Source organism: Pseudomonas abyssi, from assembly GCF_003444685.1.
In the GTDB taxonomy this organism is placed as follows: Bacteria; Pseudomonadota; Gammaproteobacteria; order Pseudomonadales; family Pseudomonadaceae; genus Halopseudomonas; species Halopseudomonas abyssi.
Genome location: NZ_LMAZ01000004.1, coordinates 1 through 17,465 on the forward strand (window position 1 = coordinate 1; position 17,465 = coordinate 17,465).

General features: G+C 60.1%; 14 protein-coding genes. 5 read left to right on the forward strand and 9 right to left on the reverse strand.

Going from position 1 to position 17,465, the window contains the following annotated elements; all coding sequences use genetic code 11:
- Positions 1 to 194 precede the first annotated feature (194 nt).
- On the reverse strand, positions 195 to 1,547 hold the full coding sequence (locus tag ASB58_RS12980; RefSeq protein ID WP_118131154.1) for an amidohydrolase family protein: 1,353 nt from the start codon (positions 1,545 to 1,547) through the stop codon (positions 195 to 197).
- 201 nt (positions 1,548 to 1,748) lie between these two features.
- On the opposite strand from ASB58_RS12980, the gene ASB58_RS20055 reads away from it, so the two are divergent.
- Entirely contained in the window at positions 1,749 to 1,901 is a 153-nt protein-coding gene (locus ASB58_RS20055; protein WP_181977933.1) for a hypothetical protein, read from the forward strand.
- Positions 1,902 to 2,373: 472 nt separating this feature from the next.
- Positions 2,374 to 3,387: an isopenicillin N synthase family dioxygenase gene (locus ASB58_RS12990; protein WP_096005873.1), complete on the forward strand. Its 1,014-nt coding sequence runs from the start codon at positions 2,374 to 2,376 to the stop codon at positions 3,385 to 3,387.
- Between the two features lie 267 nt (positions 3,388 to 3,654).
- Here the strand turns inward: ASB58_RS12990 and ASB58_RS12995 are convergent, their stop codons facing one another.
- Together ASB58_RS12995 and ASB58_RS13000 are read right to left on the reverse strand one after the other, a co-directional pair.
- Positions 3,655 to 4,743, reverse strand: coding sequence for a BMP family ABC transporter substrate-binding protein (locus ASB58_RS12995; protein WP_407920683.1), 1,089 nt, complete (start codon positions 4,741 to 4,743; stop codon positions 3,655 to 3,657).
- 209 nt (positions 4,744 to 4,952) lie between these two features.
- Positions 4,953 to 6,002 carry an MBL fold metallo-hydrolase gene (locus tag ASB58_RS13000; protein WP_118131157.1) on the reverse strand — a complete coding sequence of 350 codons (1,050 nt, stop codon included), beginning with the start codon at positions 6,000 to 6,002 and terminating at the stop codon, positions 4,953 to 4,955.
- Positions 6,003 to 6,225: 223 nt separating this feature from the next.
- Between ASB58_RS13000 and ASB58_RS13005 the strand changes: the two genes are divergently transcribed.
- Both ASB58_RS13005 and ASB58_RS13010 read left to right on the forward strand, forming a co-directional pair.
- A complete protein-coding gene (locus tag ASB58_RS13005) occupies positions 6,226 to 7,332 on the forward strand; it encodes an efflux RND transporter periplasmic adaptor subunit (RefSeq protein WP_096005870.1) in 1,107 nt (368 codons plus the stop codon).
- Positions 7,332 to 10,400 carry an efflux RND transporter permease subunit gene (locus tag ASB58_RS13010; protein WP_118131158.1) on the forward strand — a complete coding sequence of 1,023 codons (3,069 nt, stop codon included), beginning with the start codon at positions 7,332 to 7,334 and terminating at the stop codon, positions 10,398 to 10,400. Before ASB58_RS13005 ends, ASB58_RS13010 begins: the two co-directional genes overlap by 1 nt.
- A 16-nt stretch (positions 10,401 to 10,416) precedes the next feature.
- Here ASB58_RS13010 and ASB58_RS13015 read toward each other — a convergent pair whose 3' ends face one another.
- A complete protein-coding gene (locus ASB58_RS13015; protein ID WP_118131159.1) occupies positions 10,417 to 12,120 on the reverse strand; it encodes a sulfatase-like hydrolase/transferase in 1,704 nt (567 codons plus the stop codon).
- Between the two features lie 136 nt (positions 12,121 to 12,256).
- Between ASB58_RS13015 and ASB58_RS13020 the strand changes: the two genes are divergently transcribed.
- Positions 12,257 to 13,141 carry a pirin family protein gene (locus tag ASB58_RS13020; protein ID WP_118131160.1) on the forward strand — a complete coding sequence of 295 codons (885 nt, stop codon included), beginning with the start codon at positions 12,257 to 12,259 and terminating at the stop codon, positions 13,139 to 13,141.
- Between the two features lie 940 nt (positions 13,142 to 14,081).
- Here the strand turns inward: ASB58_RS13020 and ASB58_RS19920 are convergent.
- The 5 genes from ASB58_RS19920 to ASB58_RS19935 all read right to left on the reverse strand — a co-directional run bounded on the left by ASB58_RS19920 (position 14,082) and on the right by ASB58_RS19935 (position 17,181).
- A complete protein-coding gene (locus ASB58_RS19920; protein WP_147336834.1) occupies positions 14,082 to 14,600 on the reverse strand; it encodes a hypothetical protein in 519 nt (172 codons plus the stop codon).
- Between the two features lie 198 nt (positions 14,601 to 14,798).
- Positions 14,799 to 15,290, reverse strand: a complete 492-nt coding sequence (locus tag ASB58_RS13030) for a hypothetical protein (protein ID WP_118131162.1) — start codon at positions 15,288 to 15,290, stop codon at positions 14,799 to 14,801.
- A gap of 75 nt (positions 15,291 to 15,365) precedes the next feature.
- Positions 15,366 to 15,824, reverse strand: a complete 459-nt coding sequence (locus ASB58_RS19925) for a hypothetical protein (protein WP_147336835.1) — start codon at positions 15,822 to 15,824, stop codon at positions 15,366 to 15,368.
- Positions 15,825 to 15,912: 88 nt separating this feature from the next.
- A complete protein-coding gene (locus ASB58_RS19930) occupies positions 15,913 to 16,776 on the reverse strand; it encodes a hypothetical protein (RefSeq protein ID WP_147336836.1) in 864 nt (287 codons plus the stop codon).
- 93 nt (positions 16,777 to 16,869) lie between these two features.
- The gene (locus ASB58_RS19935; RefSeq protein ID WP_147336837.1) at positions 16,870 to 17,181 is read right to left on the reverse strand and encodes a hypothetical protein; all 312 of its coding nucleotides are present in this window, start codon (positions 17,179 to 17,181) and stop codon (positions 16,870 to 16,872) included.
- Positions 17,182 to 17,465 lie beyond the last annotated feature (284 nt).

Genomic DNA, 17,465 nt, shown 5'->3' on the forward strand with positions numbered 1-17,465 from the left:
CCCCCCCTTGGCTCGCCGTAAAAGGCGAAAGGCGGGCTCAAGCATTACGCAGGTTTTCAGCAATATTGCTGAGGTGCCGGTAGCTCGGCCACGATGCCTTGACCCGCGAAAGCCTAGACGCCGAAAGACATGAACACTGACCTTGATGAAGCACGACAACGCGCTGGCCGACTTGAAACCCGGCCCTTCCAGAATCAGCTCCGAATCAACTGCGCCACCGACTCCTGTACCCGCGCCGTCAGCTCGGCTTCATCCAGCCCACAGATGTCGCCGTTATCCACGGCCGGGCGGCCCTGGATAAAGCTGTATTTGACGCTGGCCGGTTCGCCGCACATCAATGGCGCGGTGAGCGGGCTGTGCACGCCGGCAAAGCGTGGCTGGTTGATGTCGAACAGCACCAGGTCGGCCGCCATGCCGACTTTGATCTCGCCGACATCGTGCAGGCCAAGCAGCTCGGCGCCGTTGCGGCTGCCCCAGCCGAGTACCTTTTCCAGCGTGGTGGCGTCCGGGCCGTGTACGGCGCGGTGGATCAACCAGGCGAGGTTCAGCTCCTGCAGCATGGAGCCGGATTCGGCCGAGGCGGAGCCGTCCACACCCAGGGTGATCGACATGCCGGCCTGCTCCATTTTGATCGCCGGGGCGATGCCGCTGCCCAGACGGCAGTTGGAGGTGGGGCAGTGGGCGATGCCGGTGCCGGTGCTGGCGAGGCGGTCGATGATGTAGTCGTCGCAGTGCACCAGGTGAGCAAACCAGACGTCGTCGCCCAGCCAGCCGCAATCGCCGGCGTAATCCACGGCGCGTTTGCCGTACTTTTTAAGCGAGGCGACTTCATCAAAGTCCACTTCCAGCAGGTGCGAGTGCATGCCTAGCTTGAACTCGCGGGCGTAGGCGGCCTGTTCGCGCAGGCCATCCGGGTCGCTGGAGTGAATCAGGCTGGTCGGCGCGACCACCAGTTTGCGCATGGCGTCGCCGCCGTCCTGGTGGTAACGCACGCGGCTGGCATCCAGGCGTTCGATGATCTGGCCGATGGTTTCCGGGGCAATGCCGTGTTCGAGCATGCCATGGTGGCTGCCCACCGAGGTGGCGCTGCCACGGCACAGTACCAGGCGCATGCCGAGTTCATCCGCGGCGCGCCACACCGCGTCTTCCAGCTCGGGGCTGGTGGTGGCGTGATACAGGTAGTGGTGATCGGCGCAGGTGGTGCCGCCCGAGCGCAGCAGTTCATACAGGCCCAGACGCGCGGCGTGATACATCAGCTCCGGGGTGACCTTGGGCCAGTAGCGGTAGGGCACCGAGCCCAGCCAGTCGTTGAGGTTCTGGTTCAGGCCGCCGGGCACGCCCTTCATGATCGACTGGGCCAGATGGTGGTGAGTGTTGACCAGACCGGGCCAGGCCACGCAGCCACGGGCATCGATCAGCGTTTCGTCGGCGGCCGGCGCAAGATCGCGCCCGAGTTCGGTGATCTTGCCGTTGCTGATGCGGATATCGGTCGCGTCTGCGGCGGTGGGGGAAAAGACGGCTTGTGCGTTCTTGATCAGGTACGCCATGCAGGTACTGCTCCTCTGTTGCTGCCAAAGAGCAATGTCCCGGAGCTGGGGAAGCACGGATCAATGCCTCACGCCCCTGACCGCTTCTACTCTGTTGCGTTGTGTTGATATGACCGCAGCATGCGGTGCTGCAGTAAAGAGTGCAATTTTTTGACCAACCCGCCAGCGCCCGTGCAGGCACCGATTCATCAGGCGTGCGCCTTGGGCAAGGTGACTGAAATGACCAAATCCGGTGCGAATGGTCAGCTTTTGCGCGATCGCGGTGCAGTGCCGGGCGCGGGTCAGGGCGTGCGGATTCTCGGCATGCCGCGTCAGCAGGCGCGTTCGTCGGATTTGGGCAAGTTGGCGCAATAACTGCTTGAGTATTTGTGCCTGAGGATTATCCTCGGCAACGTGAGTAGAAGCTGTCAGGGGGCAACACCCCAGGTCATTGCTCAGTAGAAGGAAGCGATGGTTAATTCCACACGCCCTCTGCGAGCGCCCAAGCGGGTAGATGCAAGGCGCGATGTGCAGTCAATAGTGGTTCTATTGGCAAGCGGCGCAACGCGGCAGATGCATGCTTGAGCACTCGCCCTACGGGGCGCTCAGGCGGAACCGCACTCGGTGTTGCGGTCTCTCGACAGGTCCAGACATGCCTTCGAGACCTCGCCTTGATTGCGGCTCCGCCTGAACGCCAGAGGGCATGCGGAATTAGCCATCGATTCCTCCGTCGGACAATGCGCATCGCGCGGCGAACGCGGACTGACAGGCCACAGCCTTCTGCCGTTTTCCCGCCCGCGTCATTCTCCGCACCATTTGCCCCAATGGGACTACTCGGAGATTCAACATGACAACCGCAACAACCCCTGAATACGGCCTGAAAGAACTGCAACTGGAAACCACCTTCGGCGGCATGGGCAAGGAAACCGTGCGCGAGATTCCGCTGATCGACCTGACCGACTTTGAGAACCGTCGCAGCGAGATCACTGATCAACTGTGGAGCGCCGCGACCGAAGTCGGCTTCTTTCAGCTGGTCAACCACGGTCTGGACGTCAAGCTGGTGCAGAGCGCCTTTGCCCTGTCTGAAGCCTTCTTTGCCCTGTCCAACGACGAAAAAGCCCGCTTCCCGCTGAAGAAAGGTCTGAACGCCGGTTGGGAGTTCATGTCGCAGGTTCGCCCCTCGACTCGCACGGCTGACCAGAAAGAGTCCTACCAGATCACCCTGCCGCATATGGATGACCTGTGGCCCAACCAGACCGTGGTGCCGGAGTTCCAGCGCATCATGCTGGACTTTGAATACCGCGCCTGGCGTCTGGGTATGGACGTGCTGTCCTGCTTTGCCGAGCGTCTGGGTTTTGCCCGCGACTTTTTCACCAAAGCCCACGACCGCAGCCTGCCGGACTACCAGAGCACCCTGCGCCTGCTGCACTACCTGCCGATGCCGGAAGAAGACCTGGACGAAAGCCTCTGGCGCGCCGGTGCGCACACCGACTTTGACTGCCTGACCATGGTGTTCCAGAAGGAAGGTCAGGGCGGCCTGCAGGTCAGCCCCGGTAAAGACGCCGAAGGCGCCGGCGACAACCGCGAGTGGAGCAGCGTGATTCCGCGTGACGACATCATCACCTGCAACATCGGTGACATGCTGATGCGCTGGAGCGACGATCAGCTCAAGTCCACCCTGCACCGCGTGCGCATGCCCAAGCCGGGCGAGTATCGCGGCCCGCGTTACAGCATGGCGTTCTTCTGCCAGGCCAACAAGGAAGTGATGATCGAGACTCCGGCCGGCAAATACCCGCCGATCTCTGCAGCCGACTACCTGCTGCAGCGCATTCAGGCAAACTTTGCTGAAGCGAAGAAGTAACGTCTCAGCGATGTAAGACAAACCCGGCCACTGTGCCGGGTTTGTTGTTTTTGGGCCTGGGAGGGCCGAGGTTTGACTCGGCCATGGGGTTGCACGGCGGTGTGCTGGTCGAGCGGGAGCTCGGCTTTGCCGGGTGCAGAGCGCGGCCACGCCTTTGGCTTAGGCCGCCCTACTTAGGCCGCCCACAAAAAAGCCCGCGCCGTGTGCTGGCGCGGGCTTTGGTGCTGTCTTGCAGCACCCGCCATTGGCGGGCGGTGCGGGGCAGGCTTACTTCGGAATGGTCGCGGTCATGCCTTCGACGTACCAGTCCATGGTGGCCAGCTCTTCGCGGGTCATGCTGGCGCCTTCGGCTACGCGTTCGGTGCCGCTCTGGTCATTGATCGGGCCAGTGAAGGGATGAAACTCGCCGCTCTTGATGGCAGTGATGACGCCTTCAACCTTGGCGCGTTGCTCGTCGGTCAGCTTGGCGTTGATTTCCTTGATCTGGATAACGTCATCGCTGATGCCGCCCCAGTAGTCAGCCGACTCCCAGTTGCCATCCATCACGGCCTGTACGGTGTCGATGTAGTACGGGCCCCAGTGGTTCACCACTGACAGCAGGTGGGCTTCAGGCGCAAAGTGGCTCATGTCAGACGCCTGACCCACGCCCCAGACGCCGCGCTTTTGCGCAGCCAGCAGCGGAGCCGGGCTGTCGGTGTGCTGGATGATGACGTCAGCGCCTTGGTCCATCAGGGTGTTGGCGGCGTCGGCTTCCTTGGCCGGGTCAAACCAGGTGTTGACCCACACGACTTTCAGCTCGATGTCCGGGTTAACGGCTTTGGCGCCCAGGTAGGTGGCGTTGATGTCGCGGATCACTTCCGGAATCGGGAAGGAGGCGATGTAGCCCAGCACGTTGCTCTCGGTGACCAGACCGGCAGCAGTACCGGTGACGTAGCGGCCTTCATAGGTCACCGACAGGTAGGTGCCCAGGTTCTCGGCCTGCTTGTAGCCGGTGGCGTGCAGGAAGGTCTTGTCCGGGTAGTCGGCAGCAACGCGCTCGGTGGCGTTCATGAAGCCGAAGGACGTGGTGAAAATGACATCGTTGCCGGCCTGGGCCAGACGGCGGATGGTACGCTCGGCGTCGGCGCCTTCGTTGACGTTTTCAACGTAGGTGGTCTGGACCTTGTCGCCAAAGTGGGCTTCCAGCTCCTTGCGGCCCTGGTCATGCTGGTAGCTCCAGCCGTGGTCCCCGATGGGGCCCACGTAGACAAAGCCGACTTTCAGCGGATCGTCGGCAGCCACGGCCTGCAATGGCAGGGTCAGCGCTGCGGCGAGGGCAAGCGTGCGTTTCAGACTCATGTAACTTCTCCTGGATATGATCTTGTTGGCGACCGTGCCGCGTCCTTGGACGGCGGCCGATGGTTCCTGATACAGCAAAAAGCTGGCCATCTGTTCAAGAAATCGGCGAAATTCTAGCGTTCCTGCTGTCATGCGGCCAGCGGCAGCGCATCGATAACCGCAAAATCCACGGCAAATGCACAGGGCTGGTGCAACGCCCAGGCGCGTGCACCAGCAAAGCAGCAGGTTTAGTGCTGCGCCAGTGGCAGCACCCCACCGTGCAAGCTGGCCACCTGCTCAAAGCCCGCTCCGCGCAGGATGCCGGTGGCCAGCGACGAACGCTTGCCTGACCGACACAGCGCTACCACCGGTTTGCCCTGCGGTACCTCGGCAACGCGGTCGGCCAGGCTGCCGATGGGTATCTGCACTACCGCATCCAGTTGCGCCGGCAGCGGCTCGTTCTGCCACTCGCCCGGCTCGCGCACATCCAGCAGGGTGACCGCATCGCGGTGCTCCATCAGCCATTGCGGGCCTACCTCCGGAATACCGGCGTAGGTCATGCGCAGGTCGCTTGACCAGTCCGGCTCGGGCGGCAGCTGGCCGTCCTGCGGGCAGCCGCTGCGCAGGTTGGCCGGCACCGCCTCCGCGATGCGCTTGGGGTGCGGCAGCTTCAGCGCCTGCATGTAACCGACAAAGTCGGCCTCGTTGGCGTCGCCACCCAGCCGGGCGTTGCAGCGCCGCTCTTCGTCGATGCTGCTGCTGGTGCGGCCGTTGTAGTCGTGGGCCGGGTACACCGCACAGCTGTCGGGCAGGCTGAACAGCTGCTCGACCACCGAATGGTAGAGCGTATGCGGGTTGCCCTGCTGAAAGTCGCTGCGCCCGCAGCCGCGAATCAGCAGGGCGTCGCCAGTGAACACCATCGACTGATCACTCAGCACATAGCTCATGCAGCCGTCGGTGTGGCCGGGCGTGGCGCGGGCTTCCAGCTCGATGCCGTTAACGCCGAAGCGCTGGCCGGGTTGCAGCGGCAGGTCGACGTGCTCGGCGTTGATCACCGCCGCCGAGGCAATCTGGCAGCCGGTTTTCTGTTTCAGCAACCAGGCGGCGGTGACGTGGTCGGCGTGGGCGTGGGTGTCGACCACCAATTTGAGGGTCAGGCCCAGCTCGCGCAGCAGCGACAGGTCGCGGGTGCTCTGCTCGAACACCGGATCGATCAGCAGGGCCTCGCCGCTGGCCGGGTCCGCCAGCAGGTAGGTATAGGTAGAGGAAGCAGCATCGAACAGTTGACGAAAGAGCATGGTCACCTCGCAGCAGTACAGTTAAGGTCAATACAATATATAAAAAAATAGATTGAAAGCCGGGCAACTGCAAGCGTCTGCTCTGCGGCGCGGGGTCGCAGGCCATAAAAGACGAGAAAATGGCGCAATCGGCAGGTTATTGGCCGGCGTTATGCCGCATTGGACCTTATAATGCGTGCACTCTTTTTTGCCCCCTTATTGCCAACTACTTCGCAGGTTACCCATGGATCGTGCTGCACGCTGGATTGCCATAGGTCTCTCGGCCATTGTTTTCACCACCTTGTTGTCCGGTTGCTCCGAGCCGGCTGAGCCGGCACCGGACAAGCCGCGACCGGTCAAACTCTTCTCCGTGGCGGACCCGGGCGCCGAGCGCACTCGCGAGTTTCCGGCCCGCCTGAAGGCACCGGAGGAGGCCCAGCTGTCGTTCCGCCTGGGCGGCGAGCTGCAGTCGCTCAAGGTGCATGAAGGCCAGGAGGTCAAACGCGGGGATCTGATCGCCGTACTGGACGACACCGACTACCGCCTCAAGCTGAGCGATCGCCAGGCCAACTATGACCTGACCCGCAGCCAGCTGACCCGCATGGAGCAGCTGGTCGAGCGGCAGATGGTCTCGCAGGCCGAGTACGACCAGCGCAAGGCGCAGTTCAATTCGGCGGAAGCCGCGCTCAATCTGGCTCGTCAGGAGCTGGCCTACACGCGCATCAACGCGCCCTTTGACGGCGTGGTGGCGCGTACCCACGTCGAGCAGTTCCAGGTGGTGCAACCCAATCAGCCCATCGCCACGCTCTACAGCGGCGACAGCATTGACGTGGTGTTTCAGGTGCCGGAAAACCTGTTCAGCAACCTGCGCCGCGATCTGCAGCCCGAGGATCTGGTCGCGCGAGTGCGACTGGAAAACCTGCAGGACACGCTGATTGAAGCCGTCTACAAGGAATACGCCAGCCAGCCGGACCCGTCCACGCTGGCCTATGACGTGACCCTGAGCATGCCGATCCCCGACGGCATGGTGCTGCTGCCGGGCATGAGTGCCACCGTGATCATCGATTTTGCCCGTATTACCCGCAACACCCGCGTGCCGATGGTGGTGCCGGTTGAGGCGGTGTTCAGCCCGGACAGCGAGAGCAGCGAGGTGCGTCAGGTCTGGGTGGTTACCGAGCAGAACGGCGAGCTGCGCGTCAGCGCCCGCGATGTGACCGTAGGCCAGCTGACCCATGATGGCATCGAGGTGCTCAGCGGGCTGGAGGCGGGCGAGCAGATTGTCGCCGCCGGCGGCAACGAGCTGAGTGAAGACCAGCAGGTCCGTCGCTGGGTCCGCGAGCGGGGGCTGTAATGAATATTGCCGCGTACTTTATCCAGCGTCGGGTAACCAGCTGGCTGGTCGCGCTGCTGCTCGGCATTGGCGGCGTCATCGCCTTTATCGACCTTGGGCGGCTGGAAGACCCGGCCTTTACCCTGAAGATGGCGATGGTGGTCACGCCCTACCCCGGCGCCTCGCCGCAGCAGGTGGAAGAGGAGCTGACCTACCCGCTGGAGAATGCCATCCAGCAACTGCCCTACGTCGATACCATCACCTCCACCAGCAGCGCCGGCCTGTCGCAGATCATGGTGGAAGTGCAGGACCAGTACCGCGCCGAACAGCTGCCGCAGATCTGGGACGAGATGCGTCGCCGCATCAATGACCTGCGCCCCAACCTGCCGCCGGGCGTTGAAGAGCCGCAGGTCATGGATGACTTTGGTGATGTGTTCGGCACCTTCTTCATGATCAGCGGCGACGGCTACGACTACCGCGAACTGCGCGACTATGCCGACTACCTGCGCCGCGAGCTGGTGCTGGTCGAAGGGGTCGGCAAGGTCAATCTGGCCGGCGTACCGCAGGAAGAGGTGCACCTGGAAATCTCCCGCGCGCGCATGACCGCACTGGGCATTGCGCCGCAAGCCATCTATGACCTGCTGAGCCGTCAGAACGTGGTGTCGGACGCCGGCCGCATGCTGGTGGGCAGCGAGTCCATTCGCCTGCACCCGACCGGCGAGTTTCAGGATGTCAGCGAGCTGGAGCGGGTGATCATCAGCCCGCCCGGCAGCTCCAAGCAGGTCTATCTCGGGGATGTGGCGCGCATCACCCGCGGCTTTACCGAAACCCCCACCAGCCTCTACCGTAGCCAGGGTAATCCGGCGCTGGGGCTGGGCGTGTCCTACGCCGCCCACGTCAACGTGGTGGATGTCGGCAACGCGGTGGCCGCGCGCCTCGCCGAGCTGGAGCAGGACCGCCCGGCCGGCATGCAGGTGACCATGTTCTACAACCAGTCCGCCGAGGTGGAAAACTCGGTCAGCGGCTTTGTCTGGAATTTCCTCGCCTCGGTCGCCATTGTCATCGTCGTGCTGCTGATCTTCATGGGCCTGCGCAGCGGCCTGCTGATCGGTCTGGTGCTGGCGCTGACGGTGCTCGGCACCTTTATCTTCATGCAGATCATCGGCATCGAGCTGCAGCGTATTTCGCTCGGCGCGCTGGTGATTGCGTTGGGGATGCTGGTGGATAACGCCATCGTCATTGTCGAAGGCATTCTGGTGGGTCGCCAGCGCGGCCAGACCACCTTGCAGTCGGCGGGCGACATCGTCGGCCAGACCAAGCTGCCGCTGCTGGGCGCGACCGCCATCGCCATCATCGCCTTTGCGCCGATTGGCCTGTCGGATGATTCCACCGGCGAGTTCTGTCTGTCGCTGTTCCAGGTGCTGATGATCTCGCTGACCCTCAGCTGGGTCACCGCGATTACCCTGACGCCCTTCTTCGCCAGCCTGTTCTTCCGCGACCAGCCGGCCAAGGACGAGCAGACCGAAGCGCAAGACCCGTACCGCGGCGTGGTCTTTGTGGTGTATCGCAAACTGCTGGCCAACGCGCTGCACCACCGGGTGCTGACGCTGGTGATGCTGGCGGTGCTGCTGGTGGCCGCGCTCGCCGGTTTCAGCCAGGTGCGGCAGGCGTTCTTCCCGCCGTCCAACACGCCGATGTTCTTTGTCGACGTCTGGCTGCCCAAGGGCAGCGACATCCGCTACACCGAGCAGGTGGTCGCCGAGATGGATCAGTACGTGCTGGCGCAGGAGGGCGTCACCGAGGTGACCTCCACCATCGGTCAGGGCGCGCTGCGCTTTATCCTCACCTACTTCCCCGAGCGTATTCACGCCAACTACGCGCAGCTGCTGGTGCGCACCGAGCAGCGCGACCAGATCGTGCCGCTGATCACCGAGCTGGACGAATACTTCAAGACCCAGCACCCGACTGCCAAGGTCAAACTCAAGCAGCTGATGCTTGGCCCGGGCAGCGACAGCAAGATCGAAGCGCGCTTCACCGGCCCTGACCCCGAGGTGCTGCGTGCCCTGGGCGACCAGGCCATCGCCATCCTCAAGGCCGACCCGGTGGCCGATGCCGTGCTGCACAACTGGCGTGAACGGACCAAGCTGGTGCGCCCGCAGTTTGCCGAAGCGCAGGCGCGTGAACTGGGCGTGGACAAGCGAGACCTGGACACCCTGCTGAAGATGAACTTCAGCGGCGTGAACGTGGGCCTGTACCGTGACGGCACGCACATGTTGCCGATTGTCGCGCGTACCCCGGAGTCCGAGCGGCTGGACGCCGGCACGCTGAATGACCTGCTGGTATGGAGCAGTGTGCGCAGCGCCTATATTCCGATCACCCAGGTGGTCAACGGCTTCGTCACCGACTGGGAAGACCCGCTGATCCTGCGCGAAGACCGCAAGCGCACCCTGACCGTACAGGCTGACCCGAGCATCCTCAGCGGCCAGACCGCCGCCGAGTTGTTTGCCCGCGTGCGCCCGCAGATCGAGGCCATCGAGCTGCCGCGCGGCTACAAGCTGGAGTGGGGCGGCGAGTACGAAAGCTCACGCGACGCCCAGAAAGCCGTGTTCGGCAGCCTGCCGCTGGGCTACCTGGCGATGTTCCTGATCACCGTGCTGCTGTTCGACTCGGTGCGCCGCGCCGCCATCATCTGGCTGACCGTACCGCTGGCGGTGATCGGTGTGACTCTGGGCTTTTTGCTCACCGGCATCCCGTTCGGCTTTATGGCGCTGCTGGGCTTCCTCAGCCTCAGCGGCATGCTGGTCAAGAACGGCATCGTGCTGGTGGACGAAATTCGCCTGCAGATCGACTCCGGCAAAGAGGCCTACAGCGCCCTGGTGGACTCGGCCATCAGCCGGGTACGCCCGGTGTCCATGGCCGCGCTAACCACCATCCTCGGCATGGCGCCGCTGCTCACCGACGCCTTCTTCCAGAGCATGGCCGTGGTGATCATGTTCGGCCTGGGCTTTGCCACCATCCTCACCCTGGTGGTGCTGCCGGTGATCTACAGCCTGTTCTACAAGATCCCGGTCGAAGGGCGGCGGGTTTAACCGCCCCCCGCCGGGCCTAGCCCGGGTCGGGCGGGGGCAGGGTTTGTTGGGCCGGGCCCAGCAACCACTTGCTGAGCAGCATGGGTTCGCTGAACTGCAGACCCCCACCGGACTCTTTCACCTGCATGATGCTGTTGTCGCCCAGCAGCAGCTTGCCCTTGACGAAGTGCACGTTCGGGTCGGCATTGGGGTTCTGTACCTCGGCGCCGAGGCGCCCGGCCAGCCAAAGCCCCGCCTCGTAGTGACTGACCCAGCGCTGCTGGCTGAGCCCGTCCAGGGCATTGGCCGGGGCGTCCCGTGCCAGCACCATGATCGGCACGTCTACCACCGCCGGCAGCAGCCGGTTATGGCCCCAGACGTCGTTTTCACCAAGCAATTGCCCGTGGTCACCGGTGATCAGCAGGTAGCGCTCGCCCTCCAGCTGATCGAACTGAGCAACGATATCGGCGACCACATCGTCGAAGTAGCGCAGCGCGTTGTCGTAGGCGTTGCTCTCGCGTTCGTCACGGCTGAGCGACTTGTCGGTCGGCCAGCGCGCAATCGGTTCGTTGTGGTCTGCGTAATGGGCCTCGTAGGGGCTGTGCGCCGTGCGCAGGTTGATCATAACCAGGTTGCGCTCGCCCCACTGCTTGCGTGGCAGCAGGTCGCTCAGGGCGTGGTCCTGCCGTTGGGCAAACAGCAGCGGAAAGTCTTCCCGGGTGATCGATACGTCCAGGAAGGACTTGCCGGCAAAGGTCAGCAGCTTGGATTCCTGCGAGGACAGCCAGAAGGTATTGAAGCCCTGCTCGCGGCCCAGCCGGAACAGGTTGTGCGGCTGCTCGCGCAGCAGGTGGTTCTGGCCTGGCTCGCGGATCAGGTTGAGAAACACCGGCAGGCTCACCGCCGTCGACACCCCGGACGCGATGCCCTGACGCACCAGCAGCTCGCCGCTGCCTTCCAGCCTGGACAGGAATGGCGTGGTATCGCGTTGGTAACCCATCACGCCCAGACGATCACCCCGCAAGGAATCGGCCATCACGATCCAGACGTGCTTGGCCGTGGGCGCGGTAAAGTCCACCTGATACGGCTGAAACGGACTCACCGGCAGCGCCTGCTGCTCACGGCCAGCCAGGTTTACCGCGTAGAAGGCAAAGCTGTTCAGGCTGTTGTGCAGCGATGAACGGGTTGGCCCCGGCATAAAGTGGGTCATGTCGCGGTAGGTTGCCCGGTAGGGTTTGGCCGCCAGCACGATCAGCACCAGAATCCAGCCCACCCAGCGCGCACGCGGAGAGATCCGTGGCGTCAGGCTCATATGCAGCACAAACAGCGCGCCGTAGGGCAGCAGCACACTGGGCAGTACATGCCAGTGATTGCCGAGCTGGGCGACGGCGGTTTGCTGCACATCGGCAAACTCACCGAACAGCCCGCTCAGGTCAGACGGCAGCAACGGCATGCCGGTATAGGCCATGTTGCCGAGCTGAATCAACTGCATGCCCGCCAGCAGCGTGAGCACGATCGCCGTCAGCCAGCGGTTGGCCGCCAGCCACAGGCCGAGACTGAACAGCCACAGCACCAGCACATAGCGCAGTTCCAGCTCGGCGTGATTGGTGCTGGTAAACCACTGCTGGATAACGTCGTCAGCGAGTAGCAATAGGCAACTGACGGTGGCAAGTAGCGGGAGATAGCGGGCCGGCAGATAGCGCCGGGATACATGGCGGGGTGGCAGACTCTGTTCCTGCATGGCATTGCCTCGGGCCACGGATGGCCGCATGATCGTTATTCGCGTTGGAACACCGACCGTGCCGGATGGCCCGAGTTTCCGCGCCGTGTGTATCGAGTTATGTCGCCCGGCGACCCAGCAGCGGAGGAACCGTCCCATGTCGACACCTACACCACAGCGAATAGTGGCCCGCACCGCCGAAATCGGCGGCACCCTGCCGGTCAATCGTGTCCTGCCCACCCGCCAACGCCGTCAGATCGGCGCCTGGTGCTTTCTCGATCACGCCGGCCCCGCCCGCTTTGAATCAGGTGAGGGCATGCACGTAGGCGCCCACCCGCACACCTGCCTGCAGACCTTCACCTGGATGATCGAAGGCGACGTGCTGCACCGCGACAGCCTCGGTAACGAACAACTGATCCGCCCCGGCGAGGTAAACCTGATGACCGCCGGCCGCGGCATCAGCCACACCGAAGACTCCACCGACGCCACCGACCGCCTGCACGCCGCCCAACTGTGGATCGCACTGCCACCGCACATGGCCGATGCCGCCCCCGCCTTTACCCATTACCCCGACCTGCCCACCTGGCAGCAAAGCGGTATCGACTTCACCCTGCTGGTCGGCGACTTCGCCGGCCACACCTCCCCGGTCGAGGTCTACAGCCCACTGCTCGGCCTGGATATCCACAGCCCCAGCGGCGGCGAGTGCGAACTGACCCTCAACCCCGCCTTCGAACACGGCCTGCTGGTGATGGAAGGCGAACTGGAACTGGACGGCGAACGCTTCGCCGAAAATGAACTCGCCGCCCTCGACCCCGGCGTATCCGCGCTGCGCCTGACCCTCACCCCCGGCAGCCGCCTGATCCTCATCGGCGGAGAACCGGCCGAGAAGGTGCTTATGTTCTGGAATTTTGTCGGCTACAGCCGGGAATACATCATCGAAGCGACGCGGGAGTGGCAGGCGGAGTCTGTGCGCTTTGGCAAGGTTGCGGGGTTTGATGGGGAGCGGTTGGCGGCGCCGACGTTGCCGTGGCGGAGTGGGTAATCGGGCTGTAGCCCGGCGGTAGGGTGGACACAAGCGAAGCGTTGTCCACCAAGCGGCGTATGAGACTGGTCACCGAGCTGTCGCTTCACTCACTCACTGCTATGGCTCCGCACCGTGATCCCGGTCCTTCGCCGTCATCCTTGACTCTCTCGTCATCCCCGACTCACTCGTCATCCCCGCCCCTTCACCGTCATCCCCGCGAAGGCGGGGATCCAGACCCGCCACCACGCCAAACCAATGGATTCCCGCCTACGCGGGAAAGACGGCTATTGGGATTTGATCTGTTCTGCTCGGCTGCGCTGATTCTTCAAATCACCTTTTCGCCCTTACGGCGAGCAGGGGGAAATGCATGGCCATTTCCCCCTGCACCCCAACGGGTCTGCTCACGACCAATCGCGAGCCGCGTTGCTGTTGAAAAACGTGCCGTGCAAGGCGCGGGCCGCAGGGAATGGCTAGCCCTTTCCAAGGTCCGTAACGCAGCAGGGCACGTTTTTAAACGCAACCCTCCGGGCCGCCGCCTGTTTTGGCGCATTGCTGCGTTACTCGTCACTCATTTGGAATAACCAAATCACGTGACTCGCGCCTTGCACTGCGCCAAAACAGGCGACGGCGCGGCCGCGATTGGCCGCGAGCAGACCCGATGCCACCCCGACTACGCGGCCCTTCGGGTTCGCTGCGTTGCTCGGTCTGACGGGGAGACCTCGCCGGCCGCCCGAAAACTCGGGGCTGCGCCCCTCAGACATCCTACGGCTCTTTTTCCCGTCAGTCCTGCGCTACTCGCCCGCGTAAACGGGGACCTTTGGGGGCCGTGGATGGGGGCGTGGTCTTACTGCTGGTCGAAGGGGCGTCGTAGATTAAAAACGAGATGACTTAGAAAGCGCAGCTTGCAACTTGTAAAGACTACATGAGGCTTGTTGTAGGTGGCACCTGGATTTACTTGTTAGGCAGGTGCTCGATTGCGCCTACCAATCATCCGCCATACTGGTGGTGATGGCATTTTTTTACTGCGAACTGTGCGCCCGGTAGTAAGTTCGACAAAAGCAATAAGCATAGGGCCGTACAGCGCGTTAAGTGGATGCTCGTAGATTTCTCGCTTTAGCTCAATGAGTTGTGCGGGTTCTAGCTTCACAGGTTCATCATCTACGAATTCATAAATAGAGCTGTTATAACGCAGATTTGAGTAGAGGCGAGGGGATAAAAACGGCCTGCGCAGGTGTTTGATGGCGAGGACCCAAAATGGGTAGGTGCATCGTACTTTACAGGCCCGGATGTAAATTGTAGAACTACTACGGTTTGTAACTATGACGGATAGGCTGTCGGGGGCGGATCCGTCAACATTCAGCGTGTAAGAAATTGATGATTTTATTGGAAAAACAAGCCGATATGCTTTGTAAAGCAGTACGATGGTTGCACCGAAAATAGAAATTGCCCCGCAGATTTTTAGAAAATCGTCAAACATATTTCAATGCCTGCCTAACGCCCAGCCCCGAAGGGGCAACAACAGCCGATTGTTAACTGCCTGTTTCATTCTTAGGTGGTTTGACTTGGGGCATGGCTGGCGGATTCTTAGCAGGCTGCAGCCCCCTCTCTTCAGTAAGCGGTCTGGGATTGTGGTGTTGGGACGAAGGTGTATCTTTTTTATCAGGCATGTAACCCCCTATGCTGGGTAGAAATTTTCGAGGTACGCGGTAGCGGATGCTTCAGCTTTATCGTGTAGCTTACCATCCGTCGGTATCGTTGTATTTATGTACTTTTTAAGAGACCTTTGCTTGGTTGCACGTATATCAAACCGAGCTTTATTAATTTCTGCCGCTGTCAGCTGCCCTTCTGCGATCGCGTGCCATTTAAATTCAGCTTGAATCATTAACTCCTCAAGCTCGTGGAGCAACGAGGAATATGCCTTAATTCGGCTCTTGTAAGGTAGGTAAGGATTAATCGCCGAGATAACTTGAGAAAACGCAATAATGCCGGCCCATATCCATGAAAGCTGGTTCCATATAACCCACGCCCCGATACTTGAACTGGAAGCAATAGCGAGAACAATCTTGAGGGCACGATCAATGCCCTCTGCTCTTTCAAGCTGAAGCTCTATAAACCCAATGTGGGTCTTGAGTTGATAGAGCTCTTTCCAATATTGCTCTTGCACCATACTTGAAACCTTGTGTAGTTAACGCTCGGCACACGGTTGCGCGAAGCGCCATCCGAGTGCCGTCGCTTGTTATGTTTATTTAACATGAAGTTCTTTACGTGCCACAATTAAAAATGATTCAAGAGACTCTTTATGAATGCTATGTTCATGCTCGAACACCTCAAACGCCGGCTCACCTTCATAATCAACGTTACGCCTTTCACGTAATAGTTGAAGTATCTCGTTGGCTTTAGATGATATGTACAAACTACCGATATCGATTGATTTATTCACGGACGAGTAAGCAGACATATATTTTACTTGGAGTTCGTGTTCTTTCTCTGCTGATAGCCCGGTACCTTGGCCGTAGTTTTCCTTCTGAACGGCGCAGTAACGGGTAATATCATAAAGTGCATGAATTATTTCTTCGTATGCCCGCTCACGACGCTCCCAATTGCGTTCGACATAGAACTTCCTTATTGCCCACCATGCGCCCAAAAAAGCAGCGATAGCGCCAGAAGTTATGCTCACAGCAAGATTTGTCAAGACATCCACAGAATTTCCTTAAACATAACGCCCGCAGCACGGGCAAAATTGTAGCACAGCGGAAATTTTGTCCCCGTGCCTGCGATTGTTAGGCATATTATTGCTCAGGATGAAATACAAATTTCTCACCCGGAACCAAATTAAAGTTACAGTCCTCGGGCTTAAGGCCATTAATCTTAAGGAGATTAATGGCCTTGGCTTTATCTTCCAAGTCTCGCAAAATATTTTGCTCAAGATCCTCAACGTGAGAAAGCATATGTAGAAACCCGTTAAGTATGTCGCTACTCTCTTCCAGCAATTGCGATCTAGAAACGTCTGAAGTTCTGATATTCAATTCCTGAACGCCCGAGTGAGCCGCTTGGGAGTTTCTCAATTTGTTCACGAGATCCATATGATCCATGGCGCAATGCTCGAACTCCAGGCACAAACGATATGGGTGTGCCAAAGTTCCAACTAATGAAACAAGATGAGGTTCTTTACCATTTTCCCGTTTACAAGTTGGGCATGGTGATTCTAGTAATTGACCTAATGCCATTCTTCCGTATCTTGACTCAGGTATCTGTGTGCAGTAGAGAAGCTGCTTAATTGCAACTTCACAGAGCCTTGCAGAATACAAAAGTATTTCATTGTAAAGACGGAGCCTTTCGATTTCTGAGTCTACTTCATCATGGCTAGGCTCAGCTCCATGCGCATAATCATAAGAGTAGTTAATAACTCTACCCATAAGAAGTGATAAAGTAACTCCACTTTTCGTATAGGGATTCGTAAAGCCACTTCTCTCCGGTGATTCTTGAGCGGGCATAAGAGGCAAATGCCCTCGCTGCTGCATCCAAGCACGCATATCTGTTGCGATCGGCAGTAAATTAATTCCGCCAATCATCTCGCCCGACCAGCAAAACGCTTGAGGGTGATAACTCCAAGTGTGATGAGCACCATGCCACTCACGCTTTTTAGTTTCCACTTTGACTGATTACCTCGCCATGCCTAACGCCGCCAACAGCGGCCGAGCGCAGCGAGGTCCAGCGCACGTAGTGCGCGATGCTGCTTGGCCTTGTTAAGCGCCTTCATCTAATGACCCCGCTGGCCATCTACTTAATGTTCTTGCTACAGCTTCAGCAATTTGCATTGCAGGAGGAGCTTCGCACTCAAACCAATTGCCGAACGCCACTGCAATTTTTTGAAAATCAGAATCGGTCAGATTTTCTAACATGGTTGGTGTTACATCGTCTCCGAGGGCCTTCCAAATAGCCTCGCAGCATTCGTGAGGTGAGGCCTCAAAAAATGGAACAGGAGGAGACACTAAATCACCAAACTCTTCTCCCATTGCACTTTCAAAATCTGCTCTCAAAGCTTGCTTCTCTGACATAGGCTCTCTTGCCGCTTAACAGTGATTAGATCGCGCTAACTTTAGTACGCGGCGTAGCGCCGGATGCGCCGCCCTCATATTCTCTTATATTTCAATGGATTAGCGGCCCTAGCGCACGAGTGCTGAACGTTAAACCGCACGAGGTTTAACACTCCTCTGATCGACGACGAAGGCTTGCACTCAGGTGCGGGTGCTGTCGGGTATTCGAGATGAAGTGTGTCGAGTCTATGTAGCATCCATGCCTCCTGACGGGGCCGCGAGAGTTGCGGTGATTTGATAGTGCT